Here is a 20,430-nt window from a genome sequence, read left to right on the forward strand (position 1 = left end):
GGATGGTAGCAGAAATTTTACCGGGTGACTGCCACTCATCGTCAGATTCGGCCAATGGAAGCGTATGGTGTTTTCTATAGCGCGAAAATGGCACAGTTTGCGTGCAGATGCGCCAGAACGGGGCGGTAATTTCCAGTAAATTTCGTATAAGATCACAATTCCAGAATTATATTTGGCAACTGAATAATATTTCGCTTTTTCCTCTTTTTAGCCACCGATTATGCGGGAATATTCACTTTTCATGCAGTAAAAGTGAATATCGCTACGCTGTAGCCCATTGATTTACCGTTTATCACTTCTGTTTATGCAATGTTAACGCTGGCTGGCACGAATGCTGCAATCTACATTTACAGCGCAAACACTCATATTAATTAACATATAAATAACTTTATTTTTACCAAAAGAGGTCGCTATGTCTCTGTCAGTTACGCGCGAAAACTTTGATGAATGGATGGTGCCGGTATACGTTCCCGCGCCTTTGATTCCTGTACGCGGAGAAGGCTCACGCCTGTGGGATCAGCAGGGGAAAGAGTACATTGATTTTGCTGGCGGGATCGCGGTCAACGCATTGGGACATGCGCATCCGGCGCTGCGCGAGGCGTTAAATGAACAGGCGAATCGCTTCTGGCATACCGGGAACGGTTACACCAATGAACCGGCGCTGCGACTGGCGAAAAAACTGATCGACGCGACCTTCGCCGAACGCGTTTTCTTTTGTAATTCAGGCGCTGAAGCAAATGAAGCAGCATTAAAACTGGCGCGCAAATATGCCCACGATCGTGTCGGCAATCATAAAAGCGGCATTGTGGCCTTTAAAAACGCGTTCCATGGCCGCACGCTCTTTACCGTCAGCGCTGGCGGTCAACCCACCTATTCACAGGACTTTGCGCCGCTGCCGCCGGATATTCGTCATGCAGCCTATAACGATCTGAACTCCGCCAGCGCGCTCATTGATGACAATACCTGCGCCGTGATCGTAGAGCCTGTGCAGGGCGAGGGCGGCGTGATCCCCGCCACGAAAGCTTTTTTGCAGGGGCTGCGTGAATTGTGCGACCGGCATCAGGCGTTACTGATTTTTGATGAGGTGCAGACGGGCGTCGGACGTACCGGCAAACTGTATGCATATATGCATTATGGCGTTACGCCCGATATCCTGACGACCGCTAAAGCGTTGGGCGGCGGCTTCCCGATCGGCGCGATGCTGACCACGCAAGACTATGCCAGCGTCATGACGCCAGGCACGCATGGCACCACCTACGGCGGTAATCCGCTGGCGACGGCAGTTGCCGGAAAAGTACTGGATATCATCAATACGCCGGAGATGCAAAACGGCGTCAGACAGCGCCACGATGCGTTTATTGAACGTCTAAATACCCTTAATGTGCGTTTTGGCATGTTCAGTGAAATTCGCGGGCTGGGGCTACTGCTTGGCTGTGTGCTACAGACGGAGTTTGCCGGAAAAGCCAAACTCATCGCCCAGGAAGCGGCAAAAGCAGGCGTGATGGTGCTCATCGCCGGTGGCGACGTGGTGCGTTTTGCGCCAGCGTTAAATGTGAGCGACGAGGAGATAGCTACCGGGCTTGATCGTTTTGCCCTGGCGTGCGAACGCCTTCAGACGGGAGGCGCATCATGCGGGTGATTCGTCCTGTCGAACATGCGGATATCGCCGCGCTGATGCAGCTTGCAGGCAAAACGGGCGGCGGCTTAACCTCGCTACCGGCAAATGAAGCGACGCTGGCGGCCCGCATTGAACGCGCGCTAAAAACTTGGTCCGGCGAGCTGCCAAAAGGCGAACAAGGGTATGTATTTGTTCTCGAAGACAGTGAAACGGGTGAGGTCGGCGGGATCTGCGCCATTGAGGTCGCGGTCGGCCTTAACGACCCCTGGTATAACTATCGTGTCGGTACGCTGGTTCATGCCTCCAAAGAGCTGAATGTATATAACGCGTTGCCAACATTATTCCTGAGTAATGATCACACTGGCAGCAGTGAGCTTTGCACGCTGTTTCTCGATCCCGAATGGCGTAAAGAGGGTAACGGCTACCTGTTGTCAAAATCGCGCTTTATGTTTATGGCCGCGTTTCGCGATAAATTCAATGAGAAAGTGGTGGCGGAAATGCGCGGCGTCATTGACGAGCACGGCTATTCTCCCTTCTGGCAAAGTCTCGGCAAACGCTTTTTTTCTATGGATTTCAGCCGGGCGGATTTTTTATGCGGTACCGGGCAAAAAGCGTTTATCGCCGAGCTGATGCCCAAACATCCTATTTATACCCACTTCTTATCTGAAGAGGCACAGGCCGTGATTGGCGAAGTCCACCCGCAAACGGCGCCAGCCCGCGCGGTGCTGGAAAAGGAAGGCTTTCGCTATCGCCACTATATCGACATCTTCGACGGCGGGCCGACGCTGGAGTGTGATATTGACCGCGTGCGGGCCATTCGTAAAAGCCGACTGGTGGAAGTCGCGGAAGGGCAACCCGCGCCTGGCGACTATCCGGCATGTCTGGTCGCCAATGAAAACTATCACCACTTTCGGGCCGCGCTGGTGCGTGCCGATCCGCAGACTTCACGACTTGTACTTACCGCCGCGCAGTTGGATGCGCTGAAATGTCGCGCGGGCGACCACGTTCGGCTGGTACGCCTTTGTGCAGAGGAGAAAACCGTATGACGCTATGGATAAACGGCGACTGGATAACCGGTCAGGGCGAACGCCGCCGCAAAACGAATCCGGTGAGTGCGGAGATACTTTGGCAGGGGAATGACGCTAATGCGGCACAGGTCGCCGAGGCCTGTCAGGCGGCGCGTGCGGCGTTTCCTCGTTGGGCCAGACAGCCTTTTACGGCACGACAGGCTATCGTACAGAAATTTGCCGCCCTGCTGGAGGCGCATAAAGCCGATCTCACGGAGGTCATCGCGCGTGAAACCGGTAAACCGCGCTGGGAGGCGGCAACGGAAGTGACGGCGATGATCAATAAGATTGCCATCTCGATTAAGGCTTACCACGCCAGAACAGGCGAACAAAAAAGCGAACTTGTCGATGGCGCCGCGACGTTGCGCCATCGTCCTCACGGTGTGCTGGCGGTATTCGGCCCTTATAACTTTCCCGGCCATTTACCGAATGGCCATATTGTGTCCGCGTTGCTGGCAGGCAATACGCTGATCTTCAAACCTAGCGAGCTAACGCCATGGACCGGGGAAACGGTAATAAAACTCTGGGAACGGGCGGGGCTACCGGCAGGCGTTCTTAATCTGGTGCAGGGCGGCCGGGAGACCGGACAAGCGCTAAGTTCGCTCGACGATCTCGACGGACTGCTGTTTACCGGCAGCGCCAGTACCGGATATCAGCTTCATCGCCAGCTATCCGGCCAGCCGGAAAAAATCCTGGCCCTTGAAATGGGCGGAAACAATCCGCTCATTATTGAGGATGTGGCAAATATAGATGCGGCGGTACATCTGACGCTGCAATCGGCGTTTATTACCGCCGGACAGCGCTGTACCTGCGCGCGACGCCTTCTGGTAAAACAGGGTGCGCAGGGAGATGCATTTCTGGCGCGACTGGTTGACGTCGCCGGACGTCTGCAGCCCGGCAGATGGGACGACGATCCGCAGTCGTTTATCGGCGGACTGATTTCAGCGCAGGCGGCACAGCATGTGATGGAGGCCTGGCGTCAACGAGAGGCATTAGGCGGTCGCACGCTACTGGCGTCGCGGAAGGTCAAAGAGGGAACCTCTCTGCTGACGCCTGGCATCATTGAGCTGACCGGCGTCGCGGATGTGCCGGATGAAGAGGTGTTTGGTCCGCTGCTGAACGTCTGGCGTTATGCGCATTTCGATGAGGCGATTCGTCTGGCGAATAATACCCGTTTTGGTCTGTCGTGTGGGCTGGTGTCGACGGATCGCGCGCAGTTCGAACAGCTCTTGCTGGAGGCGCGGGCAGGGATCGTTAACTGGAATAAACCGCTCACCGGGGCAGCGAGTACTGCGCCGTTTGGTGGTGTCGGCGCGTCTGGCAACCATCGGCCCAGCGCCTGGTATGCCGCCGATTATTGCGCCTGGCCGATGGCTAGTCTGGAGTCTCCCGAACTGACGTTGCCTGCGACATTAAGCCCCGGCCTCGACTTTTCTCGCAGGGAGGCGGTATGACGGCGCATGAAGTTAATTTTGACGGGCTGGTGGGGCTTACGCACCATTATGCCGGGCTATCCTTCGGCAATGAGGCATCGACCCGCCACCGTTTTCAGGTGTCGAATCCTCGTCTGGCGGTAAAACAGGGGCTGCTAAAGATGAAAGCTCTGGCGGATGCCGGCTTTCCCCAGGCGGTGATCCCGCCGCATGAGCGGCCTTTTATTCCGGCGTTGCGTCAGCTCGGCTTCACGGGTAGCGATGAGCAGATTCTGGATAAGGTTGCGCGTCAGGCGCCACGCTGGCTTTCCAGCGTGAGTTCCGCGTCGCCAATGTGGGTTGCGAATGCGGCGACGGTTTGCCCATCGGCAGACGCGCTGGACGGGAAAGTTCACCTGACGGTGGCGAATTTAAACAATAAATTTCATCGCGCTCTTGAGGCGCCTGTTACCGAAGCGCTGCTACGCGCCATATTTCGCGATGAAAGTCAGTTTTCAGTGCATAGCGCGTTACCGCAGGTCGCATTATTGGGAGATGAAGGCGCGGCGAATCATAACCGTCTTGGCGGCGAGTATGGTTCGGCAGGCGTGCAGCTTTTTGTCTATGGGCGCGAAGAGGAGAATGAAATACGACCCGCTCGTTATCCGGCGCGCCAGAGCCGCGAAGCCAGCGAGGCCGTGGCGCGTCTTAATCAGGTGAATCCGCAACAGGTTATCTTCGCTCAGCAGAACCCGGAGGTCATCGATCAAGGCGTATTCCATAATGATGTCATCGCCGTTTCGAATCGACAGGTATTGTTTTGTCACGAAGCGGCGTTTGCCCGGCAGAAAGTGCTCATTAATCAGTTGCGTACGCGCGTTGACGGTTTTATGGCGATAGAGGTGCCCGCCGGAGAGGTTTCTGTATCAGATGCTGTGGCGCCCTACCTGTTTAATAGTCAGTTGCTAAGCCGTGACGACGGCTCAATGCTGTTAGTGTTGCCGCGGGAATGTCAGGACCATGCCGGCGTCTGGCGCTATCTGAATAAGCTGGTGGCGGAGGATAACCCCATCAGCGCGATGCAGGTGTTTGATTTGCGAGAAAGTATGGCCAACGGCGGCGGCCCGGCCTGTCTGCGATTACGCGTGGTGTTAACAGAAGAAGAACGACGGGCGGTGAATCCAGCGGTAATGATGAATGACGCTCTGTTTACGGCCCTTAACGCGTGGGCGGATCGTTATTATCGCGATCGCCTGACCGCCGCCGATCTGGCCGATCCGTTATTATTGCGAGAAGGCCGGGAGGCGCTGGATGTGTTAACGCGTCTGCTGGATTTGGGGTCGGTTTATCCTTTCCAGCAAACGGGGGCGGCTGATGGATAACTTTCTGGCGTTGACGCTAAGCGGCACGACACCACGGGTGACGCAGGGGAAGGGCGCGGGTTTTCGCTGGCGCTGGTTAAGCCATGGTCTGCTTGAACTCACGCCCGATGCGCCGGTCGACCGCGCGTTAATTCTTTCTGCGGGGATACACGGCAATGAAACCGCGCCGGTCGAGATGCTGGATAAGCTGCTGTCGGCGCTGTATTCAGGCAGCTTGACGTTAACGTGGCGAGTGCTGGTGGTACTCGGCAATCCGCAGGCGCTGGCGGCGGGAATACGCTATTGTCACAGCGATATGAACCGTATGTTTGGCGGGCGTTGGCAGTCCTTTGCCGAAAGCGATGAAACGCGGCGGGCGCGTGAGCTGGAGCTCAGTCTGGAGACCTTCTTTTCATCTGGCCAGGCGCGGGTACGCTGGCATCTGGATCTGCATACCGCCATTCGTGGCTCGCATCATTTGCGTTTTGGCGTATTGCCGCAGCGCGACCGCCCGTGGGAGACAGGTTTTCTGGCGTGGCTGGGCGCGGCAGAACTGGAGGCGTTGGTATTTCATCAAGCGCCCGGCGGTACGTTTACGCACTTTAGCTCTGAACATTTCGGCGCGCTTTCCTGTACGCTGGAGTTGGGAAAGGCGTTGCCGTTTGGGCAAAACGATCTGACGCAGTTCAGCGTAACCTCGCAGGCGTTGTCGGCGCTGCTGAGCGGTGTCGAAACGTCAACCTCGTCTTCGCCGCCGCTACGCTATCGGGTGGTGTCGCAAATCACGCGTCACAGCGACAAGTTCGCGCTTTATATGGATGCGCAAACGCTGAATTTTACTGCCTTTGCGAAGGGAACGTTGCTGGCCGAGGAGGGGGATAAGCGCGTGACGGTGACGCATGACGTTGAATATGTTCTCTTTCCTAATCCCTCTGTCGCCTGCGGATTGCGGGCTGGATTAATGCTGGAAAGACTGCCCTGATAAACGTCCCTGTAAGCTCACGTTAGGATTACAGGGATGATTTGGGACACATTTTCATGCTATTACGGATTATTCCTGGATAATTGCTTTATTAATAAGCGTTGCTGAGTTATAGTTCTGCATAATTTCTGCTATATCATGCTGTTGTATATTTCTCTTTCAACTCTGCGCAATTTATTCTTTTTTTCTTCACAATTGGCGAAAAAGTGTTTTTTATACTTTCATTGTTTTACCGTTGTTATGACTAATTGACGCTAAGACGGTTAAAGTTAATCACGACAACACGGCGCTGTTTTAAATATGCCGTAAAAATAACTGAAAGGAAGGATGGAAATATGCGTAAACTGACTGCTCTATTTGTTGCCTCTACCCTGGCGATGGGTGCTGCGAATCTCGCTCATGCCGCTGAGACTACCACCGCCGCGCCAGCGGATGCGAAGCCAATGATGCAGCATAAAGGTAAATTTGGCCCACATCACGATATGATGTTTAAAAACCTGAACCTGACGGACGCACAGAAGCAACAAATTCGCGACATTATGAAAGCGCAGCGCGAGCAAATGAAACGTCCGCCGCTGGAAGAGCGTCGCGCCATGCATGATATTATCGCCAGCGATACCTTCGATAAAGCCAAAGCCGAAGCGCAAATTACGAAAATGGAAGCGCAGCGCAAGGCCAATATGCTGGCGCATATGGAAACCCAGAATAAAATTTATAACGTTCTGACGCCGGAGCAGAAAAAGCAATATAACGCTAATTTTGAGAAGCGTCTGACAGAACGCCCGGCGCAAGAAGGTAAAATGCCTGCTGCGGCAGAATAACTTTCCGCATAATTTAAGACCGCCGGTCTTGTCGACAACACAATCGTTGAGGTGGACAGAATCGGCGGTTTTCTTTATGACTGGCGACAGTCGGTGTGCAGATCAATGATCTCATATTGACCTGACATCAGTGGCTTACAGAGAATTTTATAGCCATCCTGATCAAAGCCCGCAGGGGTGCGCACCAGCGTGGCGGCCTCATCCAGCGAGGGGACCGCCCCCAGCCATAACCAGTTGTTGATAATGTGGAACTGGGTCATTTGTGGGCGGCTCTCTTTTAACGCGATAGCGCCTTTCCAGGGCCAGCAAACCACACGTAACCGTTCCAGCGAGGCCTGCAGACGAAGAAAATGCGCCTGCGGGGTTTCTTGCCCACAACACGCGCCAGCGCAGCGCTTCAGAGCGAAACGAAAACAGGCGCGCCCACGGCTTACCGGTTCAAGCCCCAGCAGGCCATAACACAATTTTTGTTCATCGGCGAGGTTCTGTAAGCTTTGCAGCGCCGCCCGACGGTTGGCGAAGAGGCCAAACAGGTTTGGCTCATGGGAAAAATCGACGCTGCGGGCGGAAACGACCTCAATCTTTTGTTCGCTCAACTGTAGCGAGCAAAGCTGGCGATTACGACGTAACCGCTTGTTAAACAGCGGCTGTTGTTCTTTGATCAGCCGTGCCTCCAGCAGCAACGCGCCCATTTCCCCAGCGGTGCAGATCCAGCTTATCCGCCGCGCCTGTCGCAGCATAGTGGCCTCGTCAGGCGTTCGCAGATGTGAAAGCACCCGGCTGCGAATATTTACGCTTTTACCGATATAAAGCGGCAGCGTATCGCTTTCGCTATGAAATACATAGACGCCCGGTAAGGCTGGCGCTTCGCTGAGGAAAGGACGTAAATGTTCTGGATATTCGTAAATGGCCGCCGCTTCAAACTCAAGGCGGGGGGCTGATTGACGCCGTACCACAGTGATCTCCGTTAACTGGTTATTCATCCAGTATAACAGCGGATGGGTGATTAAAAAAGAGGCTGGGAAGAGAGGAGGCCGGATAGACGAGCGATATCCGGCACAACAGTAGAAGTACGCTTACCTTTTCCAAAAGTCGTCGAATACCGTAATCGGCAAACGGCGCTTATGTTCAGTTTTTACATACCAGCCTTCGATAGTTTTAGCGATGGCGGAGTCCAGCGTTTTGCCTTCCAGGTAATCGTCAATATTGTCATACGTTACGCCCAGCGCGGCTTCATCAGGCAGTGAAGGGCGGTCGTCTTCCAAATCGGCGGTGGGGACTTTTTTATACAGATGCTCAGGACAGCCCAGCGCTGCGAGAAGCTGTTTGCCCTGGCGTTTGTTAAGGCGATGAAGCGGGTTAATATCGGTACCGCCATCGCCATATTTGGTGAAGAACCCGGTTATCGCTTCCGCCGCATGGTCGGTGCCCACCACAACGCCGTGAGTCATACCGGCGATGCTATATTGCGCTTTCATTCGCTCACGCGCTTTTTCATTGCCGCGAACAAAATCGCTCAGCTCAATTCCCGCTTCGCGCAGCGCCTGTTCGCTGGCGAGGACGGCGCCTTTAATATTGACGGTGAGTACTCTGTCCGGCTGAATAAAAGCAATGGCGTCCTGGCAATCCTGTTCATCGGCCTGCACGCCATAAGGCAGACGAACGGCGATAAACTGCAGCGCATTATCACCGGTCTCTTCCCGCAATTCGGCGATAGCCATCTGGCTGAGTTTACCGGCCAGCGTCGAATCCTGCCCGCCGCTGATGCCTAACACCAGCGATTTCAAAAAGGGATAGGTTTTCAGGTACGCTTTAAGAAAATCCACGCTGCGGCGAATTTCTTCTTCAGGGTTGATATGTGGTTTCGCGCCAAGCGCCTGGATTATCTCTTGCTGCAGAGTCATTTAACCCCCTTCGACATTAAAAAAATGAATCTTTACCCTGTTAAAGCTAACCCTTCGCCGCTGAAACGACAAGGTTTGGCGGGCTAAGCGGTGTTTAAAACAACATATCGCTGCGTTAGAGAATTTTCCGAAAGACTTTTTGTGGCGAGGCGCGGCTTGAAAAATGTTCTGATGTATTCCAGGCTTACATAACACGCTGATAAACAAGAGGACGGAAAATGAACAAGAACGTAGCAGGAATTTTAAGCGCAGCGGCGGTAATGACTATGCTGGCAGGCTGTACGGCGTACGATCGTACAAAAGACCAATTTGTTGAGCCTGTCGTTAAAGATGTTAAAAAAGGAATGAGCAGGGCGCAAGTTGCGCAGATTGCGGGCAAACCGTCATCTGAAGTGAGCATGATTCATGCGCGCGGTACCTGTCAGACCTACATCCTGGGTCAACGTGATGGTAAAGCGGAAACCTACTTTGTTGCGCTGGATGATACCGGGCACGTGATTAACTCCGGCTACCAGACCTGTGCGGAGTACGACACTGACCCACAGGCGCCGAAGCAGTAACAACTGTACATTGCCTGAACATTCAAGGAAACCGGCCTGCGAGCCGGTTTTTTTGTGCCTGCCATAACCTTATTTATTATCGCGAATTATTTGCCCGAAATGTGAGGGGGGTCATAACGCCAGGTCAATGAGAGACAATTTAGTGGGTCAAGGAAATACCATCCGGCGGTCCGATCCCGTATACTCATTTCAGCCACCTAAAAAAGTAAATCCGGTTACGCAAGTCGCCCAGAGTATGGATGCAGGTTGAGGCTTGCGGCGTATCTGGTTGACAGATAATCGCACATGAGGAAGGTTTTTATGGAAAAGAAACACATTTATCTGTTTTGTTCTGCGGGCATGTCAACGTCGTTACTGGTATCAAAAATGCGCGCTCAGGCTGAAAAATATGAAGTGCCGGTGATTATTGAAGCATTCCCTGAAACCCTGGCCGGTGAAAAAGGCCCGGCAGCGGACGTCGTGTTATTAGGCCCGCAAATTGCTTATATGCTCCCCGAAATTCAGCGTTTATTACCCGGTAAACCGGTAGAAGTCATTGATTCAATGTTGTACGGCAAGGTAGATGGCTTAGGCGTGCTTAAAGCTGCGGTAGCGGCAATTAAAAAAGCCGCCGCGAATTAATTATTTTTTAATTTTTCCCGTCAAAGAGTTATTTCATACACTAACCGCAATATTTTATTGCGGTATTTAAGGGTATTTTTCTATGAGTAATGTTATTGCTTCACTTGAAAAGGTACTCCTTCCTTTTGCTGTAAAAATAGGAAAGCAGCCACACGTTAATGCAATCAAGAACGGCTTTATTCGTTTAATGCCATTAACCCTTGCGGGGGCGATGTTTGTATTAATTAATAACGTTTTCCTGAGCTTTGGGGAGGGGGCGTTTTTTTATTCCATGGGCATTCGGCTTGATGCCTCAACCATTGAAACACTTAATGGATTGAAAGGCATCGGCGGGAACGTCTATAACGGCACATTGGGCATTATGTCGCTCATGGCGCCATTTTTTATCGGCATGGCGCTGGCGGAAGAGCGCAAGGTTGATGCGCTGGCCGCCGGACTGCTCTCCGTGGCGGCATTTATGACCGTAACGCCGTATAGTGTCGGCGAGGCCTATGCCGTAGGCGCTAACTGGCTGGGCGGCGCGAATATTATCTCCGGTATTATTATTGGCCTGGTGGTCGCGGAGATGTTTACATTTATTGTCCGGCGCAACTGGGTGATTAAACTACCGGACAGCGTACCGGCTTCGGTGTCTCGTTCATTCTCAGCATTAATTCCCGGCTTTATTATTCTCTCTATTATGGGGATTATTGCCTGGGCGCTGTCTAATTACGGTTCTAACTTCCATCAGATTATTATGGACACTATCTCTACGCCGCTGGCATCGCTGGGTAGCGTGGTAGGGTGGGCATATGTCATTTTTGTACCGCTGCTGTGGTTCTTTGGTATTCATGGTTCGCTGGCGCTGACCGCGCTGGACAGCGGCATCATGACGCCCTGGGCGCTGGAAAACATCTCTATTTACCAGCAGTATGGCTCCGTCGATGCGGCGCTGGAAGCCGGTAAAACGTTCCATATCTGGGCGAAACCGATGCTGGATTCTTATATCTTCCTCGGTGGTAGCGGCGCAACGCTGGGTCTGATCATCGCTATCTTCCTGGCATCCCGTCGCGCGGACTATCGCCAGGTGGCAAAACTGGCGCTGCCGTCAGGTATCTTCCAGATTAACGAACCCATCCTGTTTGGCCTGCCGATTATTATGAACCCGGTGATGTTTATCCCCTTCATTCTGGTTCAGCCGATTCTGGCGGCGATTACGCTGGTGGCTTACTATTTGGGTATTATTCCGCCGATTACCAATATTGCGCCGTGGACCATGCCAACCGGGCTGGGGGCGTTCTTTAACACCAACGGCAGTGTCGCCGCGTTGCTGGTTGCGCTATTTAACCTGGCGGTCGCTACCCTGATTTATCTCCCCTTCGTGGTGGTGGCTAACAAAGCGCAGAACGCCATCGAGCAGGAAGAAAGCGAAGAAGATATCGCTAACGCACTGAAATTCTAAACTCCGCGTCGGTATGGGATGCCATGCCGGGCTGAATCAGAGGAAAGACTATGTTTGATCTTGAAAATGTTGTAGATAACCAGACAGCGGCTGAGGAACTCGAAGAAGTCGTTATGGGGCTTATCATCAATTCTGGTCAGGCGCGCAGCCTGGCATATGGCGCGCTCAGAAAAGCGAAAGAAGGCGATTTTGAGGCGGCGAAAGCGATGATGGACCAGTCGCGCATAGCGCTCAATGAAGCGCATCTTGTGCAGACAAAACTCATCGAAGGCGATCAGGGCGAAGGCAAAATGAAAGTCAGTCTGGTCCTGGTTCACGCTCAGGATCATTTGATGACATCAATGCTGGCTCGTGAACTGATCGCCGAGTTGATTGAGCTCCATGAGAAACTGAAATAACAGGGGCGGATGATGCAGCTACAGGTTAACGCAACGGAAATCAAAACGGTTTATGAGCAGCAGCTCTTCAATGGCAAAAATTTCCATGTGTTTATCTATAACAAGACGGAAAGCGTCACCGGGCTGCATCAGCACGACTACTATGAATTTACCCTGGTATTAACCGGACGTTATTACCAGGAGATTAACGGGAAGCGTGTGCTGCTGGAACGTGGAGATTTTGTTTTTATCCCGGTGGGGTCGAATCACCAAAGTTTCTATGAGTTTGGCGCAACGCGTATTCTGAACGTAGGAATTAGTAAACGTTTTTTTGAACAGCATTATCTTCCGTTACTGCCGTTTTGTTTTGTGGCATCACAGGTATACAGGGCGAATAGCACCTTCCTTACCTATATTGAAACGGTGATTGCGTCGTTGAATTTTCGCGGCAATGGGCTCGACGAATTTATCGAAGTGGTGACATTTTATATTATAAACCGCTTACGCCATTACCGCGAAGAGCAGGTTTATGATGATATTCCACAATGGCTGAAAGCAACCGTGGAGATAATGCATGATAAAACGCAGTTTGGCGAACATGCGCTGGAAAATATGGTGCGCCTGTCGGCAAAATCCCAGGAGTATCTGACGCGCGCCACCCGACGTTATTACAGCAAAACGCCGATGCAAATCATTAATGAGATTCGCATTAATTTTGCCAAGAAACAGTTGGAAATGACCAACTATTCGGTTACGGATATTGCTTATGAAGCCGGGTATAGCAGTCCAAGTCTGTTTATTAAAACGTTTAAGAAGATGACCTCATTTACGCCGAATAGTTATCGGAAACGATTGACGGAAATTAATGAGTAACGGTTTGCATTGCTCGATTAATTACATTTCACGCTTGCCCCAATAGCGCGGGGAACGTCACGCTATTTCTTACGAGCGGGCATAGCGTAATACATATCAGTGTCATACACTGAAGGGAGATATTATGAGCCAGAAATTAAAAGTCGTCACTATTGGTGGCGGGAGCAGCTACACCCCTGAATTACTTGAAGGCTTTATTAAGCGCTACCATGAATTACCTGTCACCGAATTATGGCTGGTTGACGTTGAAGACGGGAAAGAGAAGCTGGGCATTATTTATGATCTCTGCCAGCGAATGATTGATAAAGCAGGCGTTCCGCTAAAATTGTATAAAACGCTGGATCGCCGGGAAGCGCTGAAAGACGCTAATTTTGTCACTTCCCAGCTACGCGTTGGTCAACTCAAAGCCCGTGAACTGGACGAGCGTATCCCGCTTAGCCACGGCTATCTGGGGCAAGAAACCAACGGCGCTGGCGGTTTATTTAAAGGGTTGCGTACCATTCCGGTTATTTTTGACATCATTAAAGATGTTGAAGAATTATGTCCGAATGCGTGGGTCATTAACTTTACTAATCCGGCGGGGATGGTGACGGAAGCGGTTTATCGTCATACCAACTTTAAAAAGTTCATTGGCGTATGTAATATTCCTGTCGGCATGAAAATGTTTATTCATGACGTGCTGGCGCTGAATGAGACTGACGATCTTTCCATTGACCTGTTTGGTCTAAACCATATGGTCTTTATTAAAGATGTGCTGGTGAATGGCACCTCACGGTTCGCAGAATTACTGGATGGCGTGGCGTCCGGTCAGTTGAAAGCGTCAACCGTAAAAAATATCTTTGATCTGCCGTTTAGTGAAGGATTGATTCGCTCGCTGAACATGCTGCCGTGCTCTTATTTGTTGTATTACTTCAAGCAAAAAGAGATGCTGGCGATTGAAATGGGCGAATATTACAAAGGCGGCGCGCGCGCTCAGGTCGTACAAAAAGTGGAGAAACAACTCTTCGACTTGTACAAAAATCCTGGGCTAAACGTGAAGCCGAAAGAGCTTGAACAACGCGGCGGCGCTTATTATTCCGATGCCGCTTGTGAAGTCATTAACGCTATTTATAATGACAAACAGACTGAGCATTACGTTAATATTCCACATCATGGGCATGTCGAGAATATCCCGGCGGACTGGGCGGTGGAAATGACCTGCATTCTGGGACGCAATGGCGCGACGCCGCACCCGCGTATCACCCGTTTTGACGAAAAAGTGCTGGGGCTTATCCACACTATTAAAGGATTTGAGGTCGCGGCCAGCAATGCGGCGCTGAGCGGAAACTTTAATGATGCGCTGCTGGCGCTTAACCTGAGTCCGCTGGTGCATTCCGACCGCGACGCAGAAGTCCTGGCGCGTGAGCTCATTCTGGCGCATGAAAAATGGCTGCCTAATTTTGCCGCTTGCATCGAAGCGCTTAAAGGTAAGCACCACTGACAGAGGTAGGCTATGGAACGCGTGTTGATTGTGAATGCCGATGATTTTGGCCTGAGTAAAGGGCAAAATTACGGCATTGTTGAAGCATATCGCAACGGCGTTGTGACCTCCACGACGGCGCTGGTCAATGGCGAGGCTATTGACCATGCGGCGCAGCTTAGCCGCGAGCTGCCTGCGCTTGGGGTGGGAATGCATTTTGTTTTGACGTTAGGCAAACCGGTGTCAGAGATGCCGGGCCTGACGCGAGACGGCCTGTTGGGGAAATGGATCTGGCAAATGGCGGAGGAGGATACGCTTCCGCTGGATGAAATTGCGCATGAACTGGCGTGTCAGTATCAGCGTTTCATCGACGTATTTGGCCGCGAGCCAACGCATCTCGACAGTCACCATCATGTGCATATGTTCCCGCAAATTTTCCCCATCGTCGCCCGCTTTGCGGCGCAGCGCGGGATTGCGTTACGTATTGACCGCCAGACGGTGTTGAACGCCGACGATCTGCCGTCGGATTTGCGCAGCACTCAAGGATTTAGCAGTGAATTTTACGGCGAGGAGATCACCGAAGCGTGCTTTTTACGCATTCTGGATGCCTCGGCGCATCGAGGAGAGGCCTCTCTGGAGGTGATGTGTCATCCGGCGTTTGTGGACAACATTATTCGCCAGAGCGCCTATTGTTACCCCCGCTTAACTGAACTGGAGGTGTTGACGTCTGCGTCACTCAAGGCAGCGATTGCGGAACGTGGATATCGTCCTGGCAGTTTTCTTGATATTTAGCTCCTGAGTTTGCGGCGCAAGAATGCGCCGCATTTTTTGCCGTTTATGCAGGAATCGCGTTAATTTTCCCCGCACGCGACCAGACACGGTGTGCCGCCATCAGCGTCAGCAGAGTGTCCATAAAGTGGTGGTCAACGTTATCTGCCTCAACAAGTCCTTCTTCCCCCTGGCTATCAATGTTTAAAAGCGCCTTAAACCGTCGGGTGTCGCCTGCCAGTGCGATGGGCTTCAGATGTTTGTAGGCTTCCAGAAGGTAGTAACGGGCATCGCCGCAACTCTCGATATCGGCAATATTGCCGCACGGTACTATTACCGCATCGACCGTTAGCGACGGCGCGCCGGCAAAGGTTGCCGCAATAGTTAATGTTGAACCGTCATCAGCCGTTACTTCACCCATCCGTGAATAGAGCAGTTTTGCGTGGACGCCTTTGGCTTTTAAAGCCTGCAAAATGGTCAACAGTTCGGCGGCGTTAACCTTGTCGTTCAGCAGAATAGCGACCACTCGGCCTTTAACATCGCCGTCCGGCACCGCATACAGGCTGAGCGCCGGATCTTTTTTCAGACCGTTGACATCAGGAGGCGGGGCAATTTGCGTTTGCTCATGGGTGAGTGCAAAACCGAGATTATGCGCGACGCCCTGAGCCAGCGTGACATCAATATGCGCTAACTGATCGACCACCCGTTCCCGAATATACGCGCGGGCGACTTTACCCAGCTCAAAGCTGAACGCGTCAATAATATGCTGCTGCTCTATCGGCGTCTGACTGAGCCAGAACAGGCGAGGATGCGAGTAATATTCACCAAAAGAAGGGCTGCGTTCGCGGATTTTATTGCCATCCACGCGTTCCTGGTATGATTCGAAGCCGCCGCGTTTTGGTGCTGGCGGCGTTTCGCGCGGCCAGTTGTCATTAATGGAGTTCGGTTCATAGTTCGCCGGATTGGTGTCGATATCCATCCGGTGCATACCGTCACGCTGGAAGTTATGGTAGGGGCAGGTAGGGCGGTTAATCGGAATTTCGTGGAAGTTTGGCCCGCCCAGACGACTGATTTGCGTGTCGGTATAAGAGAACAGACGCCCCTGTAACAGCGGATCGTTGGTAAAATCAATGCCGGGAACAATATGTCCTGGATGAAATGCCGCCTGTTCGTTTTCAGCGAAAAAGTTATCCGGATTACGGTTTAACACCATTTTGCCGACGCGTTGTACTGGCACCAACTCTTCCGGAATCAGTTTGGTCGGATCGAGCAGATCAAAATCGAATTTAAATTCATCCTCTTCGGCAATGAGTTGTAGGCCCAGCTCGTATTCCGGGAAATCGCCCGCTTCGATGGCCTCCCACAGATCCCGGCGGTGAAAATCCGGATCGCGACCGGTCAGTTTTTGTGACTCATCCCATACCAGCGAGGCTTTACCCGCCAACGGTTTCCAGTGGAAACGGACAAAGGTCGCTTTCCCTTGTGCATTGATCAGACGGAAGGTGTGAATGCCGAACCCTTCCATCGTCCGATAACTGCGTGGAATACCGCGATCCGACATTGCCCACATGACGTTGTGCAGCGTCTCAGGCTGTAAGGAAACATAGTCCCAGAAGGTGTCGTGCGCGCTCTGTCCTTGCGGAATAGCCCAATGTGGTTCGGGCTTAACGGCGTGCACAAAATCCGGAAACTTATGCGCATCCTGGATAAAAAAGATCGGCGTGTTATTACCGACGAGATCGAAAATTCCCTCTTCGGTATAAAATTTGGTCGCAAAACCGCGGATATCACGTACGGTATCAGCAGACCCCGCGCCGCCCTGTACTGTCGAAAAGCGAACAAAGACCGGGGTAATTTTCTGTGGATCGCACAGAAACGCGGCTTTCGTGATGTCGCTCAGGTCTTTATATGGCTGGAAATAGCCGTGCGCTGCAGATCCGCGGGCGTGAACGATCCTCTCCGGGATACGCTTATGGTCAAAGTGGGTAATTTTCTCGCGCAGGATAAAATCTTCCAACAGCGTAGGGCCACGGCTGCCGGCGCGAAGAGAATTTTGATCGTCGGCGATGCGCACGCCCTGATTGGTGGTCAGCGCATAATTTTCGCTGCCTTTACGAAAGGCGTCGAGGGCAGTGAGCTTATCATTCGCGGTCTCGGGCGCTTTTAAGCTGCCGGGGGCCGTCGGTTGCGCGCCCGGCGGCGTCGGTTCTGGCGTGGGGCGATGTGAACCGTCTGACGGTGCCAGGGAGTCCAGGCCGGGCTGTGATTCACGGGTATCATGCACGGGGGACTGATGGGGGGATTTTTCATTATGCGACATTGAACTCGTCTCCTGCTTTCATCACTGAAATGGGCGTGGTAGTAGTCAAAATCACTCTAACTATAGAACATTTCAGCAATTATGCCGGGGGAGAGCGGAACGGCAGACAGGGTACAACGGGGAAATCGCACGCGCGGAACAGGACGTCGGGGGCGAAGATCGGCTAAAATAGTGTTTTTCTGATTTTTAGCCTTAGAGCCTATCCCAGTAGGCGTTATTGGCGCAGCCAGTTTGGACACGGACAGCGCGCAAAAACCGGAGCGTACACGTAGTACGTGAGGATTTTGAGCACTGCCCAGGACCAAAATGGCAAGTAAAATAGCCCTAATGGGATAGGCTCTTAGCCTCTTTTAGTGAAGCATTAATGATGAAACCTCTTCGCCAGCAAAATCGCCAGATTATTAGCTATATTCCGCGTGTTGAACCCGCGCCGCCGGAACATGCGATAAAAATGGATACGTTTCGCGACGTCTGGATACTGCGCGGTAAATATGTTGCCTTTGTTCTGACGGGGGAGTCATTTCAACGGTCGCCCGCCTTTAGCGTGCCAGAATCGGCGCAGCGTTGGGCGAATCAGGTTCGCCAGGAAAACGAAATCGCTGACTAAGAAAAAAACAAAACGCCGGTACTGGAGACCGGCGTTTTTAGTGACAGACATTTTGAGTTGCTGATCGTCGTGTCTCAGACGATGTGAACGCCCGATAATGTATTATCGATGCGCCAGTTCGGCGTCTTCTTCGCTATCGAGAATGGTTTTATCGGTCTGCTTCAGCCACTGGCTGGTCAGCGTACCAGCGGTCATTGAGCCACTCACGTTCAGTGCGGTACGGCCCATATCAATCAACGGTTCGACGGAGATTAACAGCGCGACCAGCGTGACCGGTAAGCCCATGGCAGGCAGCACAATCAGCGCGGCGAAGGTCGCGCCGCCGCCAACGCCGGCAACACCCGCCGAACTTACAGTAACGATACCCACCAGCGTGGCTATCCATACGGGGTCTAAGGGGTTGATGCCGACCGTCGGCGCAACCATTACCGCCAACATCGCAGGATAAAGACCGGCACAACCGTTTTGGCCGATGGTCGCGCCAAAAGAGGCAGCAAAGCTGGCGATGGACTCCGGCACGCCCAGGCGGCGGGTTTGCGCTTCCACATTAAGTGGAATGGAGGCGGCGCTGGAGCGGCTGGTAAAGGCAAATGTCAGCACCGGCCACACCTTGCGGAAATATTTCAGCGGGCTAATCCCGTTCACGCCCAATAGTATGCCGTGAACCACAAACATTATCGCCAGACCAAGATATGACGCTACCACGAAGCTTCCAAGCTTAATAATGTCCTGCAGATTGGAGCCGGCAACCACTTTCGTCATCAGCGCCAGTACACCGTAAGGCGTAAGTTGCATCACCAGACGCACCAGCTTCATCACCCAGCTTTGCAGGGTATCGATAGCAACAAGCACACGCTCGCCTTTTGGCGCATCATCTTTCAACAGTTTAAGCGCGGCCACGCCCAGGAATGCGGCGAAAATCACCACGCTGATAATAGACGTAGGATTTGCGCCAGTCAGATCCGCAAACGGATTTTTCGGTACAAAAGACAGCACCAGTTGCGGCACGCTGAGATCGGCCACTTTGCCGACATAGCTCGTCTCAATGGCATTCAGACGCGCAGTTTCCGCGCCGCCCTGAACCAGACCTTCCGCCGTCAGTCCGAACAGATTGGTGACCAGCACGCCCACCAGCGCTGCGATAAGGGTAGTAAACAGCAGCGTGCCGATAGTCAGAAAACTGATTTTCCCCAATTGAGAGGCGTTATGCAGTCGTGCCACGGCGCTTAAAATAGAGGCGAATACCAGCGGCATCACAATCATTTGTAGCAATTGCACATAGCCGTTGCCGACAATATTGAACCACTGAATGGAGTCTTTTAACACCTGACTGTCAGCGCCATAAATGGTGTGCAGGGCCAGACCAAAGACCACGCCCATAACAAGGCCGACAAGCACTTTTTTAGCCAGACTCCACTGTTTATGACGGGTCTGCGCCAGTACAAACAGCAGAATGACGAACACCGCAATGTTCGCAATTAATGGAAAATTCATCCTCGTTCTCCTGATTTTTTTATTATGAAGCGCTGTGTTTTAGCGATTCTGTTCGCGCAAGATTAGCAGAACTGTGAGCTGGCTCTTATATTCAAATGGAATGGTTTATACCAAAAATGACCTTGGCGTTGATTTACTAATCAATCTGGTGATTTATAAAACGATTGAACTGCATTTGCAGGATAGTGATCATCTGCGAAGACCAGCGTATGACGTTGTTTTCCGGCATGGACTGCGGCATCCACACCGCCCAGGCAAACAACGCCATACATAAAAATCGCTCCAGTTGATTGCCTTTGCGCGGCGCCAGAATAGGCAGGCGGAAACGCCAGCGGCACGGCCACAGTAAGGGAACGCCTGCGGGGGTGAGCATATCCGCGACGATATGGCTTAAATAGCCAAGTACCATGCCTTGCAGCGCATCCGCCGGGATAATCCACGTATCCGGTACCTTGAGATAAAAGGTCGCCAGTAGGGCAAAGACCGCCAGCAGACTATGGGTAAACCCCCGGTGACCAAACGCGCGGGCGATCGGTTTCGATACCCATTTCAGGCGCTGGCCAAGAAAAGATTTGGGGTGGTCGATATCCGGCAGCAGACAGGTCAAAATAGCCGAAGGAATAATATGCCACCAGTCGCCGTGCGCAAGGACGGGCGTTAACTCGGCATTCTTGGCGAAAACCGCGCTGGCTATAGAAAAAAGAAGATGTCCTTCCGCCGTCATGATAAAACCCATTAAACTGTC

Annotated in this window: 19 protein-coding genes; 14 read left to right on the forward strand and 5 right to left on the reverse strand. The window is 52.4% G+C overall.

Going from position 1 to position 20,430, the window contains the following annotated elements:
- Positions 1-412 precede the first annotated feature (412 nt).
- The 6 genes from J4685_RS00455 to spy all read left to right on the forward strand — a co-directional run bounded on the left by J4685_RS00455 (position 413) and on the right by spy (position 7,261).
- On the forward strand, positions 413-1,639 hold the full coding sequence (locus J4685_RS00455) for an aspartate aminotransferase family protein (protein ID WP_000059519.1): 1,227 nt from the start codon (positions 413-415) through the stop codon (positions 1,637-1,639).
- Positions 1,630-2,664, forward strand: a complete 1,035-nt coding sequence (gene astA, locus J4685_RS00460; RefSeq protein ID WP_001263889.1) for an arginine N-succinyltransferase — start codon at positions 1,630-1,632, stop codon at positions 2,662-2,664. Before J4685_RS00455 ends, astA begins: the two co-directional genes overlap by 10 nt.
- Positions 2,661-4,139 (forward strand): succinylglutamate-semialdehyde dehydrogenase, encoded by a 1,479-nt coding sequence (gene astD, locus J4685_RS00465; protein ID WP_000177279.1) that lies wholly within the window; start codon positions 2,661-2,663, stop codon positions 4,137-4,139. Before astA ends, astD begins: the two co-directional genes overlap by 4 nt.
- Positions 4,136-5,479 (forward strand): N-succinylarginine dihydrolase, encoded by a 1,344-nt coding sequence (gene astB, locus J4685_RS00470; RefSeq protein WP_000123946.1) that lies wholly within the window; start codon positions 4,136-4,138, stop codon positions 5,477-5,479. Before astD ends, astB begins: the two co-directional genes overlap by 4 nt.
- On the forward strand, positions 5,472-6,440 hold the full coding sequence (gene astE, locus J4685_RS00475; protein ID WP_016504859.1) for a succinylglutamate desuccinylase: 969 nt from the start codon (positions 5,472-5,474) through the stop codon (positions 6,438-6,440). Before astB ends, astE begins: the two co-directional genes overlap by 8 nt.
- Positions 6,441-6,775: 335 nt before the next feature.
- Positions 6,776-7,261 (forward strand): ATP-independent periplasmic protein-refolding chaperone Spy, encoded by a 486-nt coding sequence (gene spy / locus J4685_RS00480; protein WP_001229001.1) that lies wholly within the window; start codon positions 6,776-6,778, stop codon positions 7,259-7,261.
- A 74-nt stretch (positions 7,262-7,335) separates the two neighbouring features.
- Here spy and cho read toward each other — a convergent pair whose 3' ends face one another.
- Together cho and nadE are read right to left on the reverse strand one after the other, a co-directional pair.
- Complete coding sequence (gene cho / locus J4685_RS00485; protein ID WP_011233065.1) at positions 7,336-8,217, reverse strand: excinuclease Cho; 882 nt, start codon at positions 8,215-8,217, stop codon at positions 7,336-7,338.
- A gap of 120 nt (positions 8,218-8,337) precedes the next feature.
- Positions 8,338-9,165: an ammonia-dependent NAD(+) synthetase gene (gene nadE, locus J4685_RS00490; RefSeq protein ID WP_000174983.1), complete on the reverse strand. Its 828-nt coding sequence runs from the start codon at positions 9,163-9,165 to the stop codon at positions 8,338-8,340.
- Positions 9,166-9,383: 218 nt separating this feature from the next.
- On the opposite strand from nadE, the gene osmE reads away from it, so the two are divergent.
- From osmE to chbG, 7 genes are all read left to right on the forward strand, one after another.
- The gene (gene osmE, locus J4685_RS00495; protein WP_001039301.1) at positions 9,384-9,725 is read left to right on the forward strand and encodes an osmotically-inducible lipoprotein OsmE; all 342 of its coding nucleotides are present in this window, start codon (positions 9,384-9,386) and stop codon (positions 9,723-9,725) included.
- A 300-nt stretch (positions 9,726-10,025) separates the two neighbouring features.
- Positions 10,026-10,346 (forward strand): PTS N,N'-diacetylchitobiose transporter subunit IIB, encoded by a 321-nt coding sequence (gene chbB, locus J4685_RS00500; RefSeq protein ID WP_000412161.1) that lies wholly within the window; start codon positions 10,026-10,028, stop codon positions 10,344-10,346.
- A gap of 82 nt (positions 10,347-10,428) precedes the next feature.
- Positions 10,429-11,787: a PTS N,N'-diacetylchitobiose transporter subunit IIC gene (gene chbC, locus J4685_RS00505; RefSeq protein WP_000073015.1), complete on the forward strand. Its 1,359-nt coding sequence runs from the start codon at positions 10,429-10,431 to the stop codon at positions 11,785-11,787.
- Positions 11,788-11,837: 50 nt separating this feature from the next.
- Entirely contained in the window at positions 11,838-12,185 is a 348-nt protein-coding gene (gene chbA / locus J4685_RS00510; protein ID WP_000459883.1) for a PTS N,N'-diacetylchitobiose transporter subunit IIA, read from the forward strand.
- A 9-nt stretch (positions 12,186-12,194) separates the two neighbouring features.
- On the forward strand, positions 12,195-13,037 hold the full coding sequence (chbR, locus tag J4685_RS00515) for a transcriptional regulator ChbR (protein WP_000983393.1): 843 nt from the start codon (positions 12,195-12,197) through the stop codon (positions 13,035-13,037).
- Between the two features lie 124 nt (positions 13,038-13,161).
- Positions 13,162-14,517, forward strand: a complete 1,356-nt coding sequence (locus tag J4685_RS00520) for a 6-phospho-beta-glucosidase (RefSeq protein WP_000078775.1) — start codon at positions 13,162-13,164, stop codon at positions 14,515-14,517.
- Between the two features lie 12 nt (positions 14,518-14,529).
- Positions 14,530-15,288, forward strand: a complete 759-nt coding sequence (chbG, locus tag J4685_RS00525; protein ID WP_000442730.1) for a chitin disaccharide deacetylase — start codon at positions 14,530-14,532, stop codon at positions 15,286-15,288.
- 43 nt (positions 15,289-15,331) lie between these two features.
- Here the strand turns inward: chbG and katE are convergent, their stop codons facing one another.
- Complete coding sequence (gene katE, locus J4685_RS00530) at positions 15,332-17,584, reverse strand: catalase HPII (RefSeq protein ID WP_000019112.1); 2,253 nt, start codon at positions 17,582-17,584, stop codon at positions 15,332-15,334.
- 364 nt (positions 17,585-17,948) lie between these two features.
- Here katE and cedA point away from each other — a divergent pair, with 364 nt between their 5' ends.
- Positions 17,949-18,191, forward strand: a complete 243-nt coding sequence (cedA, locus tag J4685_RS00535) for a cell division activator CedA (protein WP_000977510.1) — start codon at positions 17,949-17,951, stop codon at positions 18,189-18,191.
- A 102-nt stretch (positions 18,192-18,293) separates the two neighbouring features.
- Here cedA and tcyP read toward each other — a convergent pair whose 3' ends face one another.
- Both tcyP and J4685_RS00545 read right to left on the reverse strand, forming a co-directional pair.
- Positions 18,294-19,685 (reverse strand): cystine/sulfocysteine:cation symporter, encoded by a 1,392-nt coding sequence (gene tcyP, locus J4685_RS00540; RefSeq protein WP_001010670.1) that lies wholly within the window; start codon positions 19,683-19,685, stop codon positions 18,294-18,296.
- A gap of 136 nt (positions 19,686-19,821) precedes the next feature.
- Complete coding sequence (locus J4685_RS00545) at positions 19,822-20,421, reverse strand: metal-dependent hydrolase (protein WP_000505804.1); 600 nt, start codon at positions 20,419-20,421, stop codon at positions 19,822-19,824.
- Positions 20,422-20,430: the final 9 nt, after the last annotated feature.

Origin of the sequence: Salmonella sp. 32100201201700099SM, assembly GCF_017572645.1 — a bacterium.
In the GTDB taxonomy this organism is placed as follows: domain Bacteria; phylum Pseudomonadota; class Gammaproteobacteria; order Enterobacterales; family Enterobacteriaceae; genus Salmonella; species Salmonella enterica.

Excerpts from the sequence above, each read along its gene's own strand:
- J4685_RS00455 (WP_000059519.1), top strand. The coding sequence starts at position 413 with ATGTCTCTGTCAGTTACGCGCGAAAACTTTGATGAATGGATGGTGCCG.
- astA (WP_001263889.1), top strand. The coding sequence starts at position 1,630 with ATGCGGGTGATTCGTCCTGTCGAACATGCGGATATCGCCGCGCTGATG.
- astD (WP_000177279.1), top strand. The coding sequence starts at position 2,661 with ATGACGCTATGGATAAACGGCGACTGGATAACCGGTCAGGGCGAACGC.
- astB (WP_000123946.1), top strand. The coding sequence starts at position 4,136 with ATGACGGCGCATGAAGTTAATTTTGACGGGCTGGTGGGGCTTACGCAC.
- astE (WP_016504859.1), top strand. The coding sequence starts at position 5,472 with ATGGATAACTTTCTGGCGTTGACGCTAAGCGGCACGACACCACGGGTG.
- spy (WP_001229001.1), top strand. The coding sequence starts at position 6,776 with ATGCGTAAACTGACTGCTCTATTTGTTGCCTCTACCCTGGCGATGGGT.
- nadE (WP_000174983.1), bottom strand. The coding sequence starts at position 9,165 with ATGACTCTGCAGCAAGAGATAATCCAGGCGCTTGGCGCGAAACCACAT.
- osmE (WP_001039301.1), top strand. The coding sequence starts at position 9,384 with ATGAACAAGAACGTAGCAGGAATTTTAAGCGCAGCGGCGGTAATGACT.
- chbB (WP_000412161.1), top strand. The coding sequence starts at position 10,026 with ATGGAAAAGAAACACATTTATCTGTTTTGTTCTGCGGGCATGTCAACG.
- chbC (WP_000073015.1), top strand. The coding sequence starts at position 10,429 with ATGAGTAATGTTATTGCTTCACTTGAAAAGGTACTCCTTCCTTTTGCT.
- chbA (WP_000459883.1), top strand. The coding sequence starts at position 11,838 with ATGTTTGATCTTGAAAATGTTGTAGATAACCAGACAGCGGCTGAGGAA.
- chbR (WP_000983393.1), top strand. The coding sequence starts at position 12,195 with ATGATGCAGCTACAGGTTAACGCAACGGAAATCAAAACGGTTTATGAG.
- J4685_RS00520 (WP_000078775.1), top strand. The coding sequence starts at position 13,162 with ATGAGCCAGAAATTAAAAGTCGTCACTATTGGTGGCGGGAGCAGCTAC.
- chbG (WP_000442730.1), top strand. The coding sequence starts at position 14,530 with ATGGAACGCGTGTTGATTGTGAATGCCGATGATTTTGGCCTGAGTAAA.
- katE (WP_000019112.1), bottom strand. The coding sequence starts at position 17,584 with ATGTCGCATAATGAAAAATCCCCCCATCAGTCCCCCGTGCATGATACC.
- cedA (WP_000977510.1), top strand. The coding sequence starts at position 17,949 with ATGATGAAACCTCTTCGCCAGCAAAATCGCCAGATTATTAGCTATATT.
- tcyP (WP_001010670.1), bottom strand. The coding sequence starts at position 19,685 with ATGAATTTTCCATTAATTGCGAACATTGCGGTGTTCGTCATTCTGCTG.
- J4685_RS00545 (WP_000505804.1), bottom strand. The coding sequence starts at position 20,421 with ATGGGTTTTATCATGACGGCGGAAGGACATCTTCTTTTTTCTATAGCC.